The sequence below is a fragment of the Streptomyces sp. NPDC048254 genome (assembly GCF_043201895.1).
Lineage (GTDB): Bacteria > Actinomycetota > Actinomycetes > Streptomycetales > Streptomycetaceae > Streptomyces.
The window spans coordinates 82,880-98,796 of record NZ_JBICZJ010000011.1 but is presented as its reverse complement, the minus strand read 5'-3'; the positions used below and the strand labels follow the sequence as shown (position 1 = coordinate 98,796).

The window sequence follows — 15,917 nt, the reverse complement described above, 5'->3', positions numbered from 1 at the left end:
GCCCTCACCTCCCCGGCGGACCCGCCCTCACACCCCCGACGGGCTGAGGAACACCGCCCGCGCCAGGCGGGTCGCCGCCGCCGCTCTCGGGGCGCTGTCGCCCGGCCGCCGCCGTGGATGGACGGTGTTGGCCAGCAGGACCAGGAACGTGTCCGTCGCCCGGTCCAGCACCAGGCTCGTCCCCGTGAACCCGGTGTGCCCGGCCGCGCCCCGTCCCGCCAGTTCGCCCATGAACCACGCCTGGTCCACCAGGAACCCCAGTCCGGGCGGGGCCAGCAGCAGGTCCACGAAGTCGGGGCCGAGGATGCGTGCCGGGCCGTACGCACCGCCCGCCAGCAGCGTCCGGCAGAAGACGGCCAGGTCCCGGGCCGTGGAGAACAGGCCCGCGTGCCCGGCCACCCCGCCCAGCGCCCAGGCGTTCTCGTCGTGCACGACACCCCGCAGCATGCCCCGGTCCGCCTTGGCCCACGGCCGCCGCTGGTCCTCGGTGGCCGCCGCGCCCGGGCAGGGGCCGAAGTCGGTGGCGGTCATCCCGAGCGGGCGGGTGATGCCCTCGCGGACGAGGACGTCGAGGGTGCGGCCGGTGATGCGCTCCAGGACGTGCTGGAGGAGGAGCATGTTGAGGTCCGAGTAGCGGTAGGCGCCGGGGGCGCTGCTCGGGGCCTCGGCGCGGAGCAGGTCGAGGCGGGCCGCGTCGTCGGGGCAGTCGTGGAGCGGGAGTTCGGGGCGCAGGCCGGAGGTGTGGGTGAGGAGCTGGCGGACGGTGATGTGGTGGACGGCGGCCGCCCGGAAGTCGGGGAGGTAGGCGCCGACCAGGGCGTCAATGCCGAGGGTGCCGCGTTCCAGTTGCTGCACGGCGGCGACCGCGGTGAAGAGTTTGGTCAGGGAGGCCAGGTCGAAGGGGGTGTCCACGGTCATCGGGACCCGTGCGGCGGGCGGCAGTCCGACACCGGCGTCGGTCTCGGCGTCGTACGCGGACCAGCGCACCGCCCAGCCGGCCGCCTGCTGCACGGCGATCACGGGACCGCGTCCGGCGACCACGACGGTCCCGGCCGCCCAGGGTCGCTCACCGGCGGTCAGGGCGCGCACTTCGCGCACGAGGTGCCTGAGTTCCGCGGGGTCGAGCCCGGCCCGTTCCGGTGTCTCGACGCGCAGTCTCGGTACGCTCAGCTCTCTGCTCCCTCCAACACCGCACGTGTGTTCCCACGCGCTGTCCAGGGACGGCACATTCCCACGAAGCAGGCCAGTGCCACCAGTGTCCCCGCCAGTTGGACGATCGCCATGGGCACGGCGGTTCTCTCTCCGGCGATCCCGACCAGCGGCGAGGCGACCGCGCCCACCAGGAAGGAGGAGGTCCCGAGCAGCGCGGACGCCGATCCGGCGGTGTGCCGGGTGCGCAGCAGGGCGAGGGACTGGGCGTTGGGGAGGGCGAAGCCCATCGCGGACATCAGCACGAACAGGGCGGTGGCGACGGGGGCGAGGCCGACCGGGCCGAAGACCCCGGTCGACATGAGGAGCAGGGCGGTCGAGGCGAGCACGGTCACGGCCAGGCCCGCGCCCAGCACCTTGTCCAGACTGACCCGGCCGACCAGCACCTTGCCGTTGACCTGCCCGGCGATCACCAGCCCGACCGAGTTGAGCCCGAAGAGCAGGCTGAAGGTCTGCGGGGAGGCGCCGTAGATCTCCTGGATCACGAAGGGCGAGGCACTTATGTAGGCGAAGAGCGCGGCGAAGGCGAAGCCGCCCGCGAGCATGTAGCCGGTGAAGGGGAGGTCGGCGAGCAGGGCGCGCATGGCGCGTACGGCGGCGGCCGCTCCCCCGGCGTGCCGGTCGGCGGCCGCCAGGGTCTCCGGGAGCTTCGCCCACACCACCGTGGCGAGGACCGCGCCGACGACCGTCAGGACGACGAACACGCCCCGCCAGTCCGTCACCCGCAGGATCTGCCCGCCGATCAGCGGGGCGACGATCGGGGCCACCCCGGAGACCAGCATCAGGGTGGAGAAGAAGCGGGCCATCGCGACCCCGTCGTAGAGGTCGCGTACGACGGCCCGGGCGATGACTATGCCGGCCGCGCCCGCGAGGCCCTGGGCGAGGCGGAAGGCGACCAGGGTCTCGACGTTCGGCGCGAGGGCGCACAGGGCGGTGGCGGCGACGTAGACGGCGAGGCCGGCCAGCAGCGGGCGGCGGCGGCCCCAGCGGTCGCTCATCGGGCCGACGACCAGCTGGCCGAGGGCCATGCCGGCGAGGCAGGCGGTGAGGGTGAGCTGGACGGTCGCGGCGGGGGCGTGCAGGGTGCGGGTGACCTCCGGCAGCGACGGGAGGTACATGTCCATCGCCAGCGGCGGCGTCGCGGTGAGCGCGCCGAGGACCAGCACCAGCAGCAGGCCGGCCCGGCGGGCGGCGGGGGTGGAGGTGGAGGCGGGGGTGCCGGGCCCACGGGGTGCGGATACGGGTGCGGGTGCGGCGGTGTCCTGGGTGTCCGATGTCGGCGGTGCCGGCTGCTCGGGCATGTGCCCCCTCGCTCTCTCCTGAAGTCGCGCGTTCGCCGAGTCCCTGCCTTGGTGGACCCCGATGTCCGCCGCCTATGCTCTCAGCTCGTAGGGACTGCCTGGAAACACATGAGCGAGGGTGGGGCGGCCGGGATGGCTGAGCAGAGTGTGCGGTGGGGGATCCTGGCGACCGGCGGGATCGCGGCCGCGTTCGCGGCGGACCTGGTGGATCTGCCGGACGCGGAGATCGCGGCGGTGGCCTCGCGGTCCGCGGGGTCGGCGGAGGCGTTCGCGGAGCGGTTCGGGATCGGGCGGGCGTACGGCGACTGGGAGTCGCTGGCCCGGGACGAGGACATCGATGTCGTGTACGTCGCCACTCCGCACTCGGCACACCGGGTGGCCGCCGGGCTGTGCCTGGAGGCGGGGCGGAACGTGCTGTGCGAGAAGGCGTTCACGATCGACGCCCGCGAGGCCGGGGAACTGGTCACGCTGGCGAAGAAGCACGACCGCTTCCTGATGGAGGCGATGTGGATGTACTGCAACCCGCTGGTGCGGCGGCTCAAGGCGCTGGTCCTGGACGGCGCGATAGGCGAGGTACGGACCGTACAGGCGGACTTCGGGCTGGAAGGGCCGTTCCCGCCGGCGCACCGGCTGCGGGACCCGGCGCTGGGCGGGGGCGCGCTGCTGGACCTGGGGGTGTACCCGGTGTCGTTCGCGCATCTGCTGCTCGGCGAGCCGGACGGGCTGTCGGCGCGAGCGGTGCTCTCGGACGAGGGCGTCGATCTCCAGACGGCTGCGCTGCTCTCCTGGGAGAGCGGTGCTCTCGCGGCGGTGCACTGCTCCATCGTGGGCGGCACCGGCACCACCGCCTCGGTCACCGGCTCCCGGGGCCGGATCGACATCCCGGACGGCTTCTTCAACCCCGAGCGCTTCGTCCTGCACCGCGACGGCCGCGACCCCGAGGAGTTCGCCCTGGACCCGGCCGACGGCCCGCGCAACACGCTCCGCCACGAGGCCCGGGAGGTCATGCGCGCCCTGCGGGCCGGCGAGAAGGAGTCCCCGCTCGTCCCGCTCGACGGCACCCTGGCGGTCATGCGCACCCTGGACACCCTCCGGGAGCTGATCGGCGTCCGCTACGCGGGCGAAGCGCCCTGAAGGGGCGCGGGGCGGTATCCGACATGCGGCTCCGCCGCGTGGGCGCGACCAGCCACGACGCGCGCCGCAGCCGACCGACGACCCAACACGGCCCTCCCCAGCGGAGCGCCTACGCTGCTGGCCCATGAATGCCAAGCAATCGAAGATCGCAGTGGTCACCGGCGCCGGTTCCGGCGTCGGCCGGGCCGTGGCCGTGGAGCTGCTGCGGGCCGGCTGGTCGGTGGCGCTGGCCGGGCGGCGGCCCCGGACCCTGGAGGAGACGGCGGGGCTGGTGCCCGAGGGCGCCTGCCTCGTCGTACGCACGGACGTGGCGCAACCGGATGACGTGGCCGGGCTGTTCGCGGCGGTCGTGGCGCGGTTCGGGCGAGTGGACCTGCTGTTCAACAACGCGGGGACGTTCGGGCCCGGCGGGGTGCCCGTGGAGGATCTCGCCTACGACGCGTGGCGGCACGTCGTGGACACCAACCTCAACGGGGCGTTCCTGTGCGCGCAGGCGGCGTTCCGGCAGATGAAGGAGCAGGAGCCGCAGGGCGGCCGGATCATCAACAACGGGTCCATCTCGGCGCACACCCCCCGTCCGAACTCCGCCCCCTACACCGCGACCAAGCACGCGCTGACCGGCCTCACCAAGTCGCTGTCCCTGGACGGACGGCCGTACGGCATCGCGGTCGGGCAGATCGACATCGGCAACGCGGCCACGGACATGACGGCCCGGATGCAGACCGGCGCCCTGCAGGCGAACGGGGAGATCGCCCCGGAACCCGTGATGGACGTGGCCGATGTGGCGCGCACCGTGCGGCACATGGCCGAGCTGCCGCTGGCGGCGAACGTGCAGTTCGCGACCGTGCTGGCGACGACGATGCCGTACGTGGGGCGGGGCTGAACCACCGTTCAGCCCGGACCTTCGCAACATGCACAAACGGAATCCGAACGTCCGCGGTATTGCGGCCGGTAACGCGCCTATGCTCAACTTTCCTCCACCAGAACTTCACAGTTGAGGCTCTGGTGTTCCGCCGACCACACCGAGGGGGGAGGCGGCAGCCGTCCCACCGGACCGGGTGGGGGTGGACCCGTGCGGGACCGCGGGTACGCACCGGTGGGCGGGACGGCTGCCGCGTGACGTCAACTCACCGGTGTGTCGGCCGAGTCGGCGCCGGCCGCCCGGCGGCGCCGGCGCAGCGCCCAGGCCCCTGCGCCCAGTAGCGCGAGCGTTCCCGCGCCCCCCTCCGCGAGCCGCCACGGCGACGGTCCGGACGCCCCCGAACCGGCCGCGGCGCCCGTCCCGGCCGCTCCCGCGGCGCCCTTGGCCGTCGTCGGCGACGGGCTCGCGCTCGCGCCGCCCTCGCTCAGCGGATCGACCAGCGTGCCCACCGCCTGCGCCGAACTCCCCTTCCCGAAGCCCCAGTCGAGCAGCGCGGCGGTCTCCTCGTAGACGGCGTTGCTGCCGCTGTCGGGGTGCATCACGGTGACCAGCAGAGTGCGACCGCCCCGGATGGCACCTCCGGTGAAGGTGTTGCCGGCGTGGCTGGTGTAGCCGTTCTTGACGCCGAACAGGCCCTTGTAGACGCCGAGTCCCCAGGAGCCGGTGAGCAGGCGGTCGGTGTTCTGGATCTGGAAGGTCTTCTTGCCGCCGGCCGGGAAGTTCGCGGTCCTGGTCCCGCAGTAGCCCCGGAAGTCGTCGTCCTTCAGCCCGTGCCGGGCGAAGAGGGTCAGGTCGTAGGCGGAGGAGAGCTGGCCGCGGTGGTCGAAGCCGTCGGGGCTGACCACATGGGTGTCCAGGGCCTGGAGGTCGGCCGCCCTGGCCTGCATCTCGGCGACGGTCTTCGCGATGCCGCCGTTCATGTGGGCGAGGACGTGCACGGCGTCGTTGCCGGAGCGCAGGAAGACGCCCTGCCACAACTGCTCGACGGTGTAGGTGATGCCGGGCTTGATGCCGACCAGGCTGGAGCCGGCCGGGACGTCGGAGATGTCGGCGTCCTTGACCTTGTAGCGCTCGGTCCGCTCGAACTTCTTCAGCACGGTGTCCGCGAACAGCATCTTCAGAGTGGACGCGGGCGCCAGACGCCGGTGCGCGTCGAAGGAGGCCAGCACCTCCCCGCTCTCGCAGTCGGCGAGCAGCCAGGCGTGGGCGGTGATCTTCTTGGGAAGACCGGTGGCACCGCGCACCTGGACGCCGCCGCGGGCGAGGCGCTCGCCGCCTATGACGGTGGCGGCGGAGGCAGGGGTCGCCGCGGAAAGGGGGGAAAGGGGCAGAGCGGCGGCCGCCAGTCCGAGGACGGCACGCCTGGTCAGCCGAGAGGAATCACGCACCCCGGGACCGTACACCGCATCGAACAGCGGATTCCTGGGAGGGCCCCCTCGCCTCGGTAGGAATTTGCTGTCTTATGAAAGTTTGATAAGACTACGAGCTTTCTCAGCTCTGACACATCTTTTACCCAGTGTGACTCAAAGGTTTCTCCCTAGCTTGAGCTCGCGTCCACAGCGGGCGCCAAGAACCTTCGAGGAACGGGATGTTTGGCATCTATCTCAAGCGCGAACTGGGCCGCAGAAAGAAGGCGGCCCTGGTCATCGCACTGGGTCTGGCGCTCGGAATCGCGCTGGTCATCACGGTCAACTCCGTGTCGGCCGGCATGACCCAGGCGCAAGACAAGGTCCTCAAGTCGCTTTACGGCCTCGGTACCGACATGACGGTCACCAAGGCCCGTACGGCACCCACGTCGGGCAGCTCCGGCGGCCCGAACTTCAAGTTCGACGCCAAGTCCAGCAGCAGCTCCACGCAGAGTTCGGACCGGGTGCAGACGCAGGGAGGTCAGGCCCTGAAGTCGACCCTGGTCACCAAGGTCGCCGCGCAGAAGGGCGTGGAGAGCGCGGTCGGAGCGCTCTCCCTGAACGTCACCAAGGTCGACGGCTCCTTCACCCAGGGCAAGGCACAGAGCTCCAGCGGCAGCAGCAGCAACAGCGGCGGCGGTGGCCAGGGCCAGCCGGGCGGCGGCACCTCCACCGGCCAGCCCCAGGTCCAGGGCGGCGGCGCCAACTTCAACGTCAACAGCTACTCCGTGGCCGGCGTCGACGTCGCCCACCAGGGCCTCGGCCCGCTGGCCTCGATGAAGATCACCTCGGGCAAGACCTTCACCTCGGCGCAGACCAGCACCAAGGCCGCGGTGGTCAGCAAGTCGTACGCCAAGGAGAAGAAGTACAAGGTCGGCTCGACCTTCAAGATCTCCGGCACCAAGTTCACGGTCATCGGCATCGCGACCCCGGACAGCAGCGAGTCCGACACCGACGTGTTCATCCCGCTGAAGCTGGCGCAGACCCTCGGCGACGCCAAGAACCAGGTCACCACGATCTACGTCAAGGCGACCGACTCCAAGCAGATCTCCACCGTGAAGAAGGAGATCACGTCCAACATCTCCGGTACGACGGTCACCACCTCCGCCGACCTGGCGTCCACCGTATCCGGTTCCCTCTCCACCGCCTCCAGCCTGGCGACCAGCGTCGGCAAGTGGCTGTCCATCGCGGTGCTGGTGGCGGCCTTCCTGGTGGCGGCGCTGCTGACCTCCTCCGCGGTGTCCCGCCGGGTGCGTGAGTTCGGCACCCTGAAGGCGCTCGGCTGGCCCTCGCGCAACGTGACCCGCCAGGTCGTCGGCGAGTCCATGGTCAACGGCCTGTTCGGCGGCGCCCTCGGCATCGCCCTCGGCGTCGGCGCGGCCTACGTGGTCACCGCGATCAGCCCGAAGCTGACCGCCCAGGTGGGCAGCACCACCGGCGGCGGTGGCGGCATGGGCGGCGGCCCGGGCGGCGGCGGCCCCGGCCGGCAGGCCTCCCAGAACACCCTGGAGATCGCGCTGACCGCGCCGGTCTCCCTCACCACCATCGCGCTCGCGGTCGGCCTCGCGGTCACCGGCGGTCTGATCGCCGGCGCGATGGGCGGCTGGCGCGCCTCCCGGATGCGCCCGGCCGACGCCCTGCGCAGCGTCTCGTAACACCGCCGGCCCCTGAACCGGGGCGCCGCGCCGCCACTCCCCCCGGGACGCGGCGCCCCACCCCCTTACCACCTTGTGGAGAACCCATGTACAGACTCACCGGAGTCACCAAGCGCTACACCCGGGGCAAGGAGACGGTCGAGGCGCTGCGCGGCGTCGACCTGACCATCGAGGACGGCGACCAGCTCGTCATCCAGGGCCCGACCGGCGGCGGCAAGTCGACCCTGCTCCAGATGATCGGCGGCCTGGACCGTCCGACCGAGGGCAGTGTCGAGCTGGACGGCGTGGACCTCGCGCGCATCAGCGAGGCGAAGCTGACCCGGCTGCGGGCCGAGAAGATCGGCATCATCTTCCAGTCGTTCAACCTGATCCCGACGCTCACCGCGCAGGAGAACGTCGAGACGGCCCTGGTGCCGCTCGGCGTGAAGCCGGCCGAGCGGCGCGAGCGGGCGGCGGAGGCGCTGCGCTCGGTGGGCCTGGGCGAGCGCCTCACCCACGCCCCCGCGGAGCTCTCCGGCGGCCAGCAGCAGCGGGTCGCCATCGCCCGTGCGCTGGTGAAGAAGCCGAAGGTGCTGCTCGCCGACGAGCCCACCGGCAACCTCGACGAGGGCACCCGGGACGACATCATGGGCCTGCTGGAGGGCCTGTGGCACGAGTACGGGCTGACCTTCATCATGGTCACCCACGACTCCTCCATCGCCCGCCGCGCCCCGCGCCTGGCCACCATCAAGGCCGGCCAGATCACCCTCACCGAGCAGGGCCGCGGACAGCAGTACGCACAGCAGGCGGCCGGCTACGACGGCCGGCAGCAGGGCTACGGCCAGCAGCCGTACGTGCAGCAGCAGTACGGCGGCGGACAGGGCTACTGACCCACCCGCAGGGGCCGTTCAGCGCCCGAGCAGCCCGTCGATCTCGGCCAGCTGCCCGGCGGTGAGCGGCCCCTTCGCCATCGCGCCGGCGTTGTCCTCGGCCTGGGCGACGGACCGGAAGCCGGGGATGGGGACCGTCCGCGGGCTGCGGGCCCAGATCCAGGCGAGGGCGCCCTGCGCGAGGGTCCGGCCGCCGCTGGTGAGGACGGCCCGCAGCGCGTCGATCCGCGCGACCCACTCGGGATCGGGCCCGGAGCCGTCCCCGAACCCGGGCAGCCAGGCCGGCGGCGTGCTGCGGATGTCCCCGGCCGTGGCCGCCGCTCGCCGGCCGCCGAGCAGCCCCATGGCGAGCGGACCGCGGTTGATGGCGGCGAGGTCCAGGTCCTCCGCCAGTTCCAGGAGTTGGGGCGCGTCCTGGAGCACGTTGAGGGTGTGCTGGACGGCCGTGCAGTGCGACCCCTCGGCGAAGACGGCGGCGCGGGCCGGGTCGTCGGTGCTCCAGCCGTACGCCCTGATCAGCCCCTCCGCCACCAACTCCTCGCAGACGTCACGGAGTTCGGCGGCACGGGCCGGGTCGGCGTCGGCGAGGTGCAGCTGGTAGAGGTCGACGTGGTCGGTGCCGAGGCGGCGCAGCGAGGCGGTGAGAGCGCGGCGGACGTACGCCGGGGAGTCGTCACTGCCGGTGAGGGTGCGGGTCTCCTCGTCGAAGACGTTGCCCCACTTGGTGGCGACGACGACCTCGTCCCGGCGCTTGCCGAGGGCGCGGCCGAGGACGCGCTCGCTGTGCCCGGTGCCGTAGGTGTCGGCGGTGTCGAAGAAGGTGACGCCGAGGTCGAGGGCGCGGTGGACGGCCCGTACGGACTCCTCGTCGTCGACCTTGCCCCAGCCGAGCGGCTGCCCGGTGCCGTCCTGCCACTCGCCGCCGATGGCCCAGCAGCCGAAGCCGAGCGCGCTGACCTCGATGCCGGAACGTCCCAGGGTCCTGGTGGTGCTGTAGCTGTCCATGCCCGAGACGCTAGGAGTTGAAGCGCACACGAAGACAAGGGGGCGGACACGGGAGTCGTCAGGCCTGCCCGGTCTCGAAGCGGGAGATACGGCCGTCGTCCTCGACGGTGAAGGACCACTTGGTGCGCATCTCGCCCCAGGTGTCGTTGCGGTAGCCGGCGACCAGAGAGCGGCCGTCGCGGGACTCGCTGTCCACGTCCAGGTGACCGTGGGAGGAGAAGATCTCGCGGTCGAGCCAGTCGGCGAGGTCCCGGTCGGAGCCGTCGTCGGCCATGGTCGCGTCCGGGGTGAGAAGCCCCAGGAGGCTCGCGCGGTCACCGGCGTTGACGGCGCCGACGAAGGCGCGGACGGCCGGGTCGCTGAGTCTGTCGGTGTGAATCGTCATGTCGGTCAGCCTCACACCGCGGCCGGGGGCCCGCCACCCTAACGGCGCCGAGGACGAGCCGGTCGGGTGTCCCGGTGCGACGGTGGAGACCTGATCGCACCCCGGCCGGAGGAGCCACCGTGACCTGCTACGACCGACGTGATGTGGGCCTGCTGCTGCTCCGGCTGGGGACCGGCGGGGTACTGGTGGCGCACGGCGCGCAGAAGCTGTTCGGCTGGTTCGGCGGGGGCGGTATCGCGGGCACGGGCCAGTTCATGGAGTCGGTGGGGTACGCGCCCGGACGGCAGAGCGCGCTGGCGGCGGGACTGGCGGAGACGGGCGGCGGCACGCTGCTGGCGCTGGGCCTGGCGACCCCGGCGGCGGGGGCCGCGGCGGCCGGCGCGATGGCGGGCGCGGCCGCGCTGCACCTGCCGAACGGCTTCTTCGCGGCGGAGGGCGGCTACGAGTACGCGGCGAGCGTGGGCCTGGCCGCCGCGGGCCTGGCGGTGTCGGGTCCCGGCCGGCTCTCCCTGGACCACACGTTCGGGCATGTCTTCGACCGGGGCTGGATGGTCCCGGTGGCGCTGGGGGTGACGGCGGCGGTCACGGCGGTGGTGATCGGGGCCAGGAACCAGCGGTTGCGGCGGGAGAAGGAGGGCGAGCAGGAAGCCCTGTTCGAGGAGTAGCCGCCGGGCGGGGCGGGGCAGGGTTCCCGCCAGTCCGTCGGCGTGAGACCACGCTCCGGCCCCGGAGGTCCCGCGTCCCGGTCTCGTCCCGGCTGCTCGTCTCCGCCTCACCCCGCCAGCATCTTCAGTTCCCGCCGGTGCCACACCACCGGACTCCGGTCGTCGTCGGTCATCATGGCGAGGACGCGGAGCACGATGATGTCGTGGTCGCCGGCCGGGTAGGTGTGCTCGACGGTGCACTCCAGCCAGATCGGGGCGCCCTCCAGGAAGATGGCGCCCGATGCCGTCTCCAGGGTGCCGAGGCCCACGAGGCGGCCCTCCTTGCTGCGGGACGCGAGCTGACGGGCCTTACCGCTGTGTTCCTCGCCGAGGACGGAGACGCCGATCGTCCGTGCGCGGGCGAGCGTCGGCCAGGTCGTCGAGGTGCGCTGGATGGCGAAGGAGACCATGGGCGGGCGGTGGGAGACGCCGACGGCGAACGACGACACGATCATGACGGTCGGTTCGCCGTGGACGCGCGCGGAGAGGGCGGCGATGCCGGAAGGGAATCCGGAGAACGCCCTTTGTATGTCGCCGGGATCCGAGGTGAAGCCCTCCGGCGTCGTCATCGTGCGGTCCTCGCCTTCGCCGTGTTGAGTACGGTCGGTCCCCACCGGCCCGTCCAGCGGGCCAGGGAGTCGTCCGTGAGGTAGGTGGAGTCGAGTTGGCAGAGGCCCTGGGAGGGGCAGAGTTCGAGCAGGCCGGTGTAGGCGCCCTTGTAGGTGGGACAGGCCGCGGTCACGACGTCGGCGGTCCGTACCCGCTCGACGGCGTCGTGGGTGCGTGAGGCGGCCTTGGGGTTTCCGACGACGGCGACGGCCTTCATCAGGCGACTCCTGTGGGTAGTCGGGGGGTTGCGGCGGTCGTCCCGGGAGGTCCCGCCCCGGGGTGATGGCCGGTCCGCAGGAGCACGGAGGCGAGGAGCGTGAGCAGTCCTACGGCGGCGAGTGAGCCCAGGGTGGCCGCGTAGCCGAACCCGGCCAGCAGGACGGCGCAGACCGCGCTGCCCAGGACCGCGCCGAGTTGTTTCACGGCGTTGAAGGTGCCCGACGCCGCCCCGACCTCGTCCGGGGCGACCGTGGTCACGGCGGCGATGGAGAAGGGCGACCAGACGAACGAGTTGGCGACCCCGTACACCGCGAAGGCGGCGGTCAGGACGGGGATCGGCGCGTCCGTGGCGACCAGCGCCGCCGAGGCTCCGACGGACAGGACGAGGGCGGACGAGCCGACGACGGCTACGGCACGTGTCCCGATCCCGTTGTTGAGGCGGGCCGAGACCGGGGCCCCGAGCACGCACACCACGCCCATCGGTACGAGGGTCAGTGCGGCCGCGCCGGGGCTGAGCCCGCGCTCCCGCTGGAGGTAGAGCATCAGCGGAATCATCGCCGAGCCCGAGCAGAAGGAGGCCGCGGCGGCGCCCCAGGCCGCGGTGCCGAACCCGCGGCTGCGCAGTACGGCGATCGGCACCAACGCCCGCTTCCCTGACCGGCGTTGCAGCCAGACGACCAGGACGACGAGCAGCGCTCCGGCGGCGGCGAGCAGCCAGCGCGGGATGCCCCGGACGTCGGCGCGCGCCGCGTCCGTGCCCTGGACACCGAGGACGAGTGCCCCGGCACCGGCCGCGTTCAGGCACATCGCCCAGACCGGGATGGTGGCCTCCTGACGGGGCAGAGCGGGTACGAACGCGGCCACGGCGGCCATCACCGCGATGCCGATGGGCACGTTGACCCAGAACACCGCGGGCCAGCCGCCGACGGCGACGAGCAGGCCGCCGAGCAGCGGTCCCGCGGCCACCGCCGCCCCGCCGACCGCACCCCACACGCCGAGCGCGACGGCGAGGCGGGGCGGCTGGAACAGGGCCTTGATGACGGTGAGGCACTGCGGTGTCATCAGCGCGGCGCCGACGCCCTGGACCACCCGCCAGGCGACGAGGGCCTCGACGTTCGGGGCCGGCGCGCACAGCAGCGAGCCGAAGGTGAACGCCGCGAGGCCGGCGAGCAGGACGCGCCGGTGGCCGTAGCGGTCGCCCAGCCGGCCCGCGATGATCAAAGGGACGGCACAGGCGATGAGGTAGCCGCTGTTGACCCAGATCGCGACGGTCTCGGTGGTGTGCAGGCCGCTGATCAGCGCGGGCAGCGCGACCGAGGTGACGGTGCTGTCGAGCAGCAGCATGAAGAACCCCGCGCACAGGCTGGCGAGGGCGAGCCAGTCGCGCCGCTCGCTCCCTGCGGTCATCTCACACCGCCAGGTTCTCGCGCAGCGTGGTGCCGGGGTAGGCCGGGGCGAGGCTGTCACGGCGGCGCAGCTCGGGGAGGAGCAGTTCGGAGATGTCGGCGAAGCCGGAGGGCATGGCCAGGGGGCTGGAGAACATGAACCCGCCGCGTGATCCGGTCGCCGCGAAGTTCTCCTCCAGCGCGTCGGCGACGGCGGCGGGGTCCCCGACGATGCCGTGGTCGAGCCCGGTCGCCCTGCTGCGAGCGTGCGTGAAGAACTCCTCGCGGCTCATCGAGCGCTCGGCGCCGAACTCCGCGACGAGCGAACCGACGAGACCGGCCGGGCTGGCGTTGGCCGCGACGATCTCGTCCCGCAGCTCGCCCAGGCGGAACGACTCCGGGAGCGTGGAGAGGTCGTAGCCCATGTTGTGGGAGAGGTGGGTGGCGACGGTCTCCTCGTTCCAGAAGGCGAGTGCCGCGTCGCGGCGGGCCCGCGCCTCTGCCGTCGTACGGCCGACGATGACCTGGGTGGCCCACAGGATGCCCACGCCGGCCGGGTCGCGGCCCTCGGCGAGGAGTGCCTCGTCGAGCAGCTTGCGGTGCCGCTGCTGGGCGGCGAGGTTGCCGCCGAAGCCGAAGATCAGGTCGGCGAAGCGAGCGGAGGCGGCGATGCCACGGGGCGAGTTGCCGGCCTGGACGATGAGCGGGTGGTGCTGCGGGCTCGGCACGGAGGCGAGCGGGCCCTTCACGGTGAAGAAGCGGCCCTTGTGGTCGATCGGGTGCACCTTGGCCGGGTCGGCGAAGCGGCCCGTGTCCCGGTCGCGGACGATGGCGTCGGGTGCCACCGAGTCCCACAGGGCACGGCAGACCGCGACGAACTCCTCCATCCGCTCGTAGCGCAGGTCGTGGTCCATCAGCTCGCCGAAACCGTAGTTCGCCGCGTCCGCGCCGCGCGTGGAGGCGACCACGTTGAAGGCGATACGGCCGCCGGTGACGTGGTCGAGCGAGTTCAGCAGCCGGGCAACGTAGAACGGGTGCATGAAGGTGGACGAGTAGGTCAGTCCGAAGCCGATCCGCTCGGTGACCGTGGACATCGCCGCTATGACCGGGGACATGTCGTGGCGCGGCCACTGGATGCCCCACTCGACGGCCGGTTCGATGTTCCCGCGCCAGGTGCTGGGAATGCCGCTGCCGTCGCCGAAGAACAGCAGGCCGACGCCGGCGCGTTCGGCGGTCCGGGCCACTTCCATGTACATGCGGACGTCGGGGAAGTCCGTCCCGATCCAGGAGCCGGGCCGGGCCCAGGCGCCCTCGGTGTGGGTGAAGGAGAGGTCGAAGCCGATGTGCATGCCGTTCACCGGGCGCCCCGCTTCCACAGGCCGACGACCTCGTCGGCGTCGCTGAGTACGGCGACGTTCAGGCCCAGTTGCACCAGGGCGGCGGCGTTGACGTCGAGGTCGTAGGCGGCGGTGGCGTCCCGCGGGACGACGACCGGCCAGTCCAGCTGTACGGCGTCCTGCGCGGTCGCGTACACACAGCACTCGCTGGTCAGGCCGACGACGGCCAGCCAGCCGCAGCCGGCCGCGCGCAGCCGCGCGTCGAGGTCGGTGCCGAGGAACCCGCTGTAGCCGCGCTTGACGACCCGCTCCTCCCTCTCGGCGGGCCGCACCCGGTACCACTGCGCGCCCGCCGTGCCGAGGACGCACGGCTCGTCCGGGCCCATGGGGGCGTCGTAGTCGCCGCCGCGCAGCCAGTTGCTCGCGCCCCAGGGGCGCGCCGGGTCGCTTCCCAACTCGACCCAGAAGACCGGTACTTGGGCCTCGCGTGCGGCGGTGACGAGGAGTTCGACGCGGGTGACGGCCAGGTCGACGGCCGAAAGACAGTCATCCGTCAGGCCGTAGGCCGCCAGGCGGTCCGGTTCGGCGAAGTCGCGCTGTACGTCGACCACGACCAGCGCGGGCCCGCTGCCGGGCCGCATCAGCTGGGCGAGCTGTCTCTCCCGCAGGTCGGTGCCGGGCATCAGGCGGTCACCTCGTCCCGGGCCCGCAGTTCGGGCAGCACGGTCTCGCCGAACAGCAGCATGTCCTCGTCGTACTCCGGGAAGATCAGCATGAGTCCGTCCAGGTCGGCCTCGCGCACGATGTACTCGATGTGGTCGGTGACGGTGCTCGCCGATCCCGCGACGTACGGGGTCTGGAACGCCGCCTCCCCGTCCGCCCCGTCGGCCCAGGCGCGGGCCTGTTCCTCGGGGATGCCCCAGGTGCCGCGCATACGGGCGAGCGCCTCCCGGTCGAGGCCGGCACCCCACTCCCTCACCTTCTTGGCGGCCAGTTCGTCGGTCTCGTCCTGGACGACGGTGAGCATCGAGTAGGTCCGGCAGACGCGGCCGGCCGCCGCGGCCCGCTCGTGGACGTCCGCCGACAGCATGCGCATCTCGTCGAGGCTCTCGGCGGCGAGGAAGGCGCCGTCGGCGTACCGGGCCTGGAAACGGCGGGCGTCTGCGGAGCGGCCCGCGTTGATGAGGGTCGGGCGGACCGCCGGACGCGGGCGGGACTCGCAGTCGACGAGGTCGAAGTACGGCGTGTGCATGGTGACGGAGTCCTCGGCCCACAGGCGGGTGACCGCCTCCGTCCACAGCTCCGTCATCCGGTAGCGGTCCTCGTGGCTGAGTTCCGGGTCCCACTCGCCGAACTGCTCGAACTCGCCCGCGTAGGAGCCGTTGACGATGTTCATGCCGGCGCGGCCGCCGGAAATGTCCTGGAGGGTGGCGAACATCTTCGCGGCGACGGCGGGGTTGTGGACGTTCGCGTGCAGGGTCGCCCAGATCCTGACCCGGCTGGTCGCCTCGGCGAGGGCGGCCATCATGGTCATCGATTCGAGCGAGCGTCCCCAGTGGTCGGTGCTGCCACCGAAGCCGCGCCACTTCGCCATCGACATCACGAAGTCGAGGCCGATGGTCTCCGCGTGCACGGCGGCGCGCTTGTTCCAGGCGTAGCTCGCCTCCGGGTGGGGTGCGGTGGTGGACAGCATCCAGCCGCCGTTCCCGATGGGGAGGAAGATTCCGTACTCTTTCGTGGGCACGTTGCGGGCCTTTCCGTCGGGGTGGTACCAGAG

At 72.3% G+C, this 15,917-nt stretch carries 16 protein-coding genes; 5 read left to right on the top strand and 11 right to left on the bottom strand.

The genetic code is table 11. The features are described from left to right. Positions 1 to 27: 27 nt before the first annotated feature. Both ACGFZQ_RS29280 and ACGFZQ_RS29275 read right to left on the bottom strand, forming a co-directional pair. Positions 28 to 1,227 carry a serine hydrolase domain-containing protein gene (locus ACGFZQ_RS29280; RefSeq protein WP_351731937.1) on the bottom strand — a complete coding sequence of 400 codons (1,200 nt, stop codon included), beginning with the start codon at positions 1,225 to 1,227 and terminating at the stop codon, positions 28 to 30. Next, the gene (locus ACGFZQ_RS29275) at positions 1,167 to 2,510 is read right to left on the bottom strand and encodes a multidrug effflux MFS transporter (protein ID WP_393842870.1); all 1,344 of its coding nucleotides are present in this window, start codon (positions 2,508 to 2,510) and stop codon (positions 1,167 to 1,169) included. Before ACGFZQ_RS29275 ends, ACGFZQ_RS29280 begins: the two co-directional genes overlap by 61 nt. 132 nt (positions 2,511 to 2,642) lie before the next feature. Here ACGFZQ_RS29275 and ACGFZQ_RS29270 point away from each other — a divergent pair, with 132 nt between their 5' ends. Both ACGFZQ_RS29270 and ACGFZQ_RS29265 read left to right on the top strand, forming a co-directional pair. Further along, positions 2,643 to 3,644 carry a Gfo/Idh/MocA family protein gene (locus ACGFZQ_RS29270; RefSeq protein WP_393842869.1) on the top strand — a complete coding sequence of 334 codons (1,002 nt, stop codon included), beginning with the start codon at positions 2,643 to 2,645 and terminating at the stop codon, positions 3,642 to 3,644. Positions 3,645 to 3,768: 124 nt separating this feature from the next. Next, on the top strand, positions 3,769 to 4,527 hold the full coding sequence (locus ACGFZQ_RS29265; protein WP_393842868.1) for an SDR family oxidoreductase: 759 nt from the start codon (positions 3,769 to 3,771) through the stop codon (positions 4,525 to 4,527). A gap of 239 nt (positions 4,528 to 4,766) precedes the next feature. On the opposite strand, the gene ACGFZQ_RS29260 is transcribed toward ACGFZQ_RS29265, so the two are convergent. Further along, entirely contained in the window at positions 4,767 to 5,954 is a 1,188-nt protein-coding gene (locus ACGFZQ_RS29260) for a D-alanyl-D-alanine carboxypeptidase family protein (RefSeq protein WP_393842867.1), read from the bottom strand. Between the two features lie 200 nt (positions 5,955 to 6,154). Here ACGFZQ_RS29260 and ACGFZQ_RS29255 point away from each other — a divergent pair, with 200 nt between their 5' ends. Beyond that, on the top strand, positions 6,155 to 7,627 hold the full coding sequence (locus tag ACGFZQ_RS29255; protein WP_393842866.1) for an ABC transporter permease: 1,473 nt from the start codon (positions 6,155 to 6,157) through the stop codon (positions 7,625 to 7,627). Between the two features lie 86 nt (positions 7,628 to 7,713). Next, on the top strand, positions 7,714 to 8,496 hold the full coding sequence (locus ACGFZQ_RS29250) for an ABC transporter ATP-binding protein (protein WP_393842865.1): 783 nt from the start codon (positions 7,714 to 7,716) through the stop codon (positions 8,494 to 8,496). 18 nt (positions 8,497 to 8,514) lie between these two features. Here the strand turns inward: ACGFZQ_RS29250 and ACGFZQ_RS29245 are convergent, their stop codons facing one another. Both ACGFZQ_RS29245 and ACGFZQ_RS29240 read right to left on the bottom strand, forming a co-directional pair. After that, entirely contained in the window at positions 8,515 to 9,501 is a 987-nt protein-coding gene (locus ACGFZQ_RS29245) for an aldo/keto reductase (protein WP_393842864.1), read from the bottom strand. 58 nt (positions 9,502 to 9,559) lie between these two features. Continuing rightward, complete coding sequence (locus ACGFZQ_RS29240) at positions 9,560 to 9,886, bottom strand: nuclear transport factor 2 family protein (protein ID WP_351692568.1); 327 nt, start codon at positions 9,884 to 9,886, stop codon at positions 9,560 to 9,562. Positions 9,887 to 10,005: 119 nt separating this feature from the next. Between ACGFZQ_RS29240 and ACGFZQ_RS29235 the strand changes: the two genes are divergently transcribed. After that, entirely contained in the window at positions 10,006 to 10,551 is a 546-nt protein-coding gene (locus ACGFZQ_RS29235) for a DoxX family protein (protein WP_393842863.1), read from the top strand. Positions 10,552 to 10,658: 107 nt separating this feature from the next. Here ACGFZQ_RS29235 and ACGFZQ_RS29230 read toward each other — a convergent pair whose 3' ends face one another. From ACGFZQ_RS29230 to ACGFZQ_RS29205, 6 genes are read right to left on the bottom strand one after another with little or no spacing between them, the layout of a single operon-like run. Then, entirely contained in the window at positions 10,659 to 11,159 is a 501-nt protein-coding gene (locus tag ACGFZQ_RS29230) for a flavin reductase family protein (RefSeq protein ID WP_351731912.1), read from the bottom strand. Beyond that, the gene (locus ACGFZQ_RS29225) at positions 11,156 to 11,416 is read right to left on the bottom strand and encodes a hypothetical protein (protein WP_393842862.1); all 261 of its coding nucleotides are present in this window, start codon (positions 11,414 to 11,416) and stop codon (positions 11,156 to 11,158) included. Before ACGFZQ_RS29225 ends, ACGFZQ_RS29230 begins: the two co-directional genes overlap by 4 nt. After that, positions 11,416 to 12,825 (bottom strand): MFS transporter, encoded by a 1,410-nt coding sequence (locus tag ACGFZQ_RS29220; RefSeq protein WP_393842861.1) that lies wholly within the window; start codon positions 12,823 to 12,825, stop codon positions 11,416 to 11,418. Before ACGFZQ_RS29220 ends, ACGFZQ_RS29225 begins: the two co-directional genes overlap by 1 nt. Before the next feature lies 1 nt (position 12,826). Continuing rightward, positions 12,827 to 14,152 (bottom strand): NtaA/DmoA family FMN-dependent monooxygenase, encoded by a 1,326-nt coding sequence (locus ACGFZQ_RS29215; RefSeq protein WP_393843031.1) that lies wholly within the window; start codon positions 14,150 to 14,152, stop codon positions 12,827 to 12,829. A gap of 5 nt (positions 14,153 to 14,157) precedes the next feature. Then, positions 14,158 to 14,823 carry a cysteine hydrolase family protein gene (locus ACGFZQ_RS29210; RefSeq protein ID WP_393842860.1) on the bottom strand — a complete coding sequence of 222 codons (666 nt, stop codon included), beginning with the start codon at positions 14,821 to 14,823 and terminating at the stop codon, positions 14,158 to 14,160. Further along, positions 14,823 to 15,884, bottom strand: coding sequence for an LLM class flavin-dependent oxidoreductase (locus ACGFZQ_RS29205; RefSeq protein WP_393842859.1), 1,062 nt, complete (start codon positions 15,882 to 15,884; stop codon positions 14,823 to 14,825). Before ACGFZQ_RS29205 ends, ACGFZQ_RS29210 begins: the two co-directional genes overlap by 1 nt. Positions 15,885 to 15,917: the final 33 nt, after the last annotated feature.

Bases quoted from the DNA above. Each gene is read 5' to 3' on its own strand.
- ACGFZQ_RS29275 (WP_393842870.1), bottom strand. From the start codon at position 2,510: ATGCCCGAGCAGCCGGCACCGCCGACATCGGACACCCAGGACACCGCC.
- ACGFZQ_RS29225 (WP_393842862.1), bottom strand. From the start codon at position 11,416: ATGAAGGCCGTCGCCGTCGTCGGAAACCCCAAGGCCGCCTCACGCACC.
- ACGFZQ_RS29215 (WP_393843031.1), bottom strand. From the start codon at position 14,152: ATGCACATCGGCTTCGACCTCTCCTTCACCCACACCGAGGGCGCCTGG.
- ACGFZQ_RS29270 (WP_393842869.1), top strand. From the start codon at position 2,643: ATGGCTGAGCAGAGTGTGCGGTGGGGGATCCTGGCGACCGGCGGGATC.
- ACGFZQ_RS29220 (WP_393842861.1), bottom strand. From the start codon at position 12,825: ATGACCGCAGGGAGCGAGCGGCGCGACTGGCTCGCCCTCGCCAGCCTG.
- ACGFZQ_RS29265 (WP_393842868.1), top strand. From the start codon at position 3,769: ATGAATGCCAAGCAATCGAAGATCGCAGTGGTCACCGGCGCCGGTTCC.
- ACGFZQ_RS29230 (WP_351731912.1), bottom strand. From the start codon at position 11,159: ATGACGACGCCGGAGGGCTTCACCTCGGATCCCGGCGACATACAAAGG.
- ACGFZQ_RS29250 (WP_393842865.1), top strand. From the start codon at position 7,714: ATGTACAGACTCACCGGAGTCACCAAGCGCTACACCCGGGGCAAGGAG.
- ACGFZQ_RS29245 (WP_393842864.1), bottom strand. From the start codon at position 9,501: ATGGACAGCTACAGCACCACCAGGACCCTGGGACGTTCCGGCATCGAG.
- ACGFZQ_RS29240 (WP_351692568.1), bottom strand. From the start codon at position 9,886: ATGACGATTCACACCGACAGACTCAGCGACCCGGCCGTCCGCGCCTTC.
- ACGFZQ_RS29210 (WP_393842860.1), bottom strand. From the start codon at position 14,823: ATGCCCGGCACCGACCTGCGGGAGAGACAGCTCGCCCAGCTGATGCGG.
- ACGFZQ_RS29255 (WP_393842866.1), top strand. From the start codon at position 6,155: ATGTTTGGCATCTATCTCAAGCGCGAACTGGGCCGCAGAAAGAAGGCG.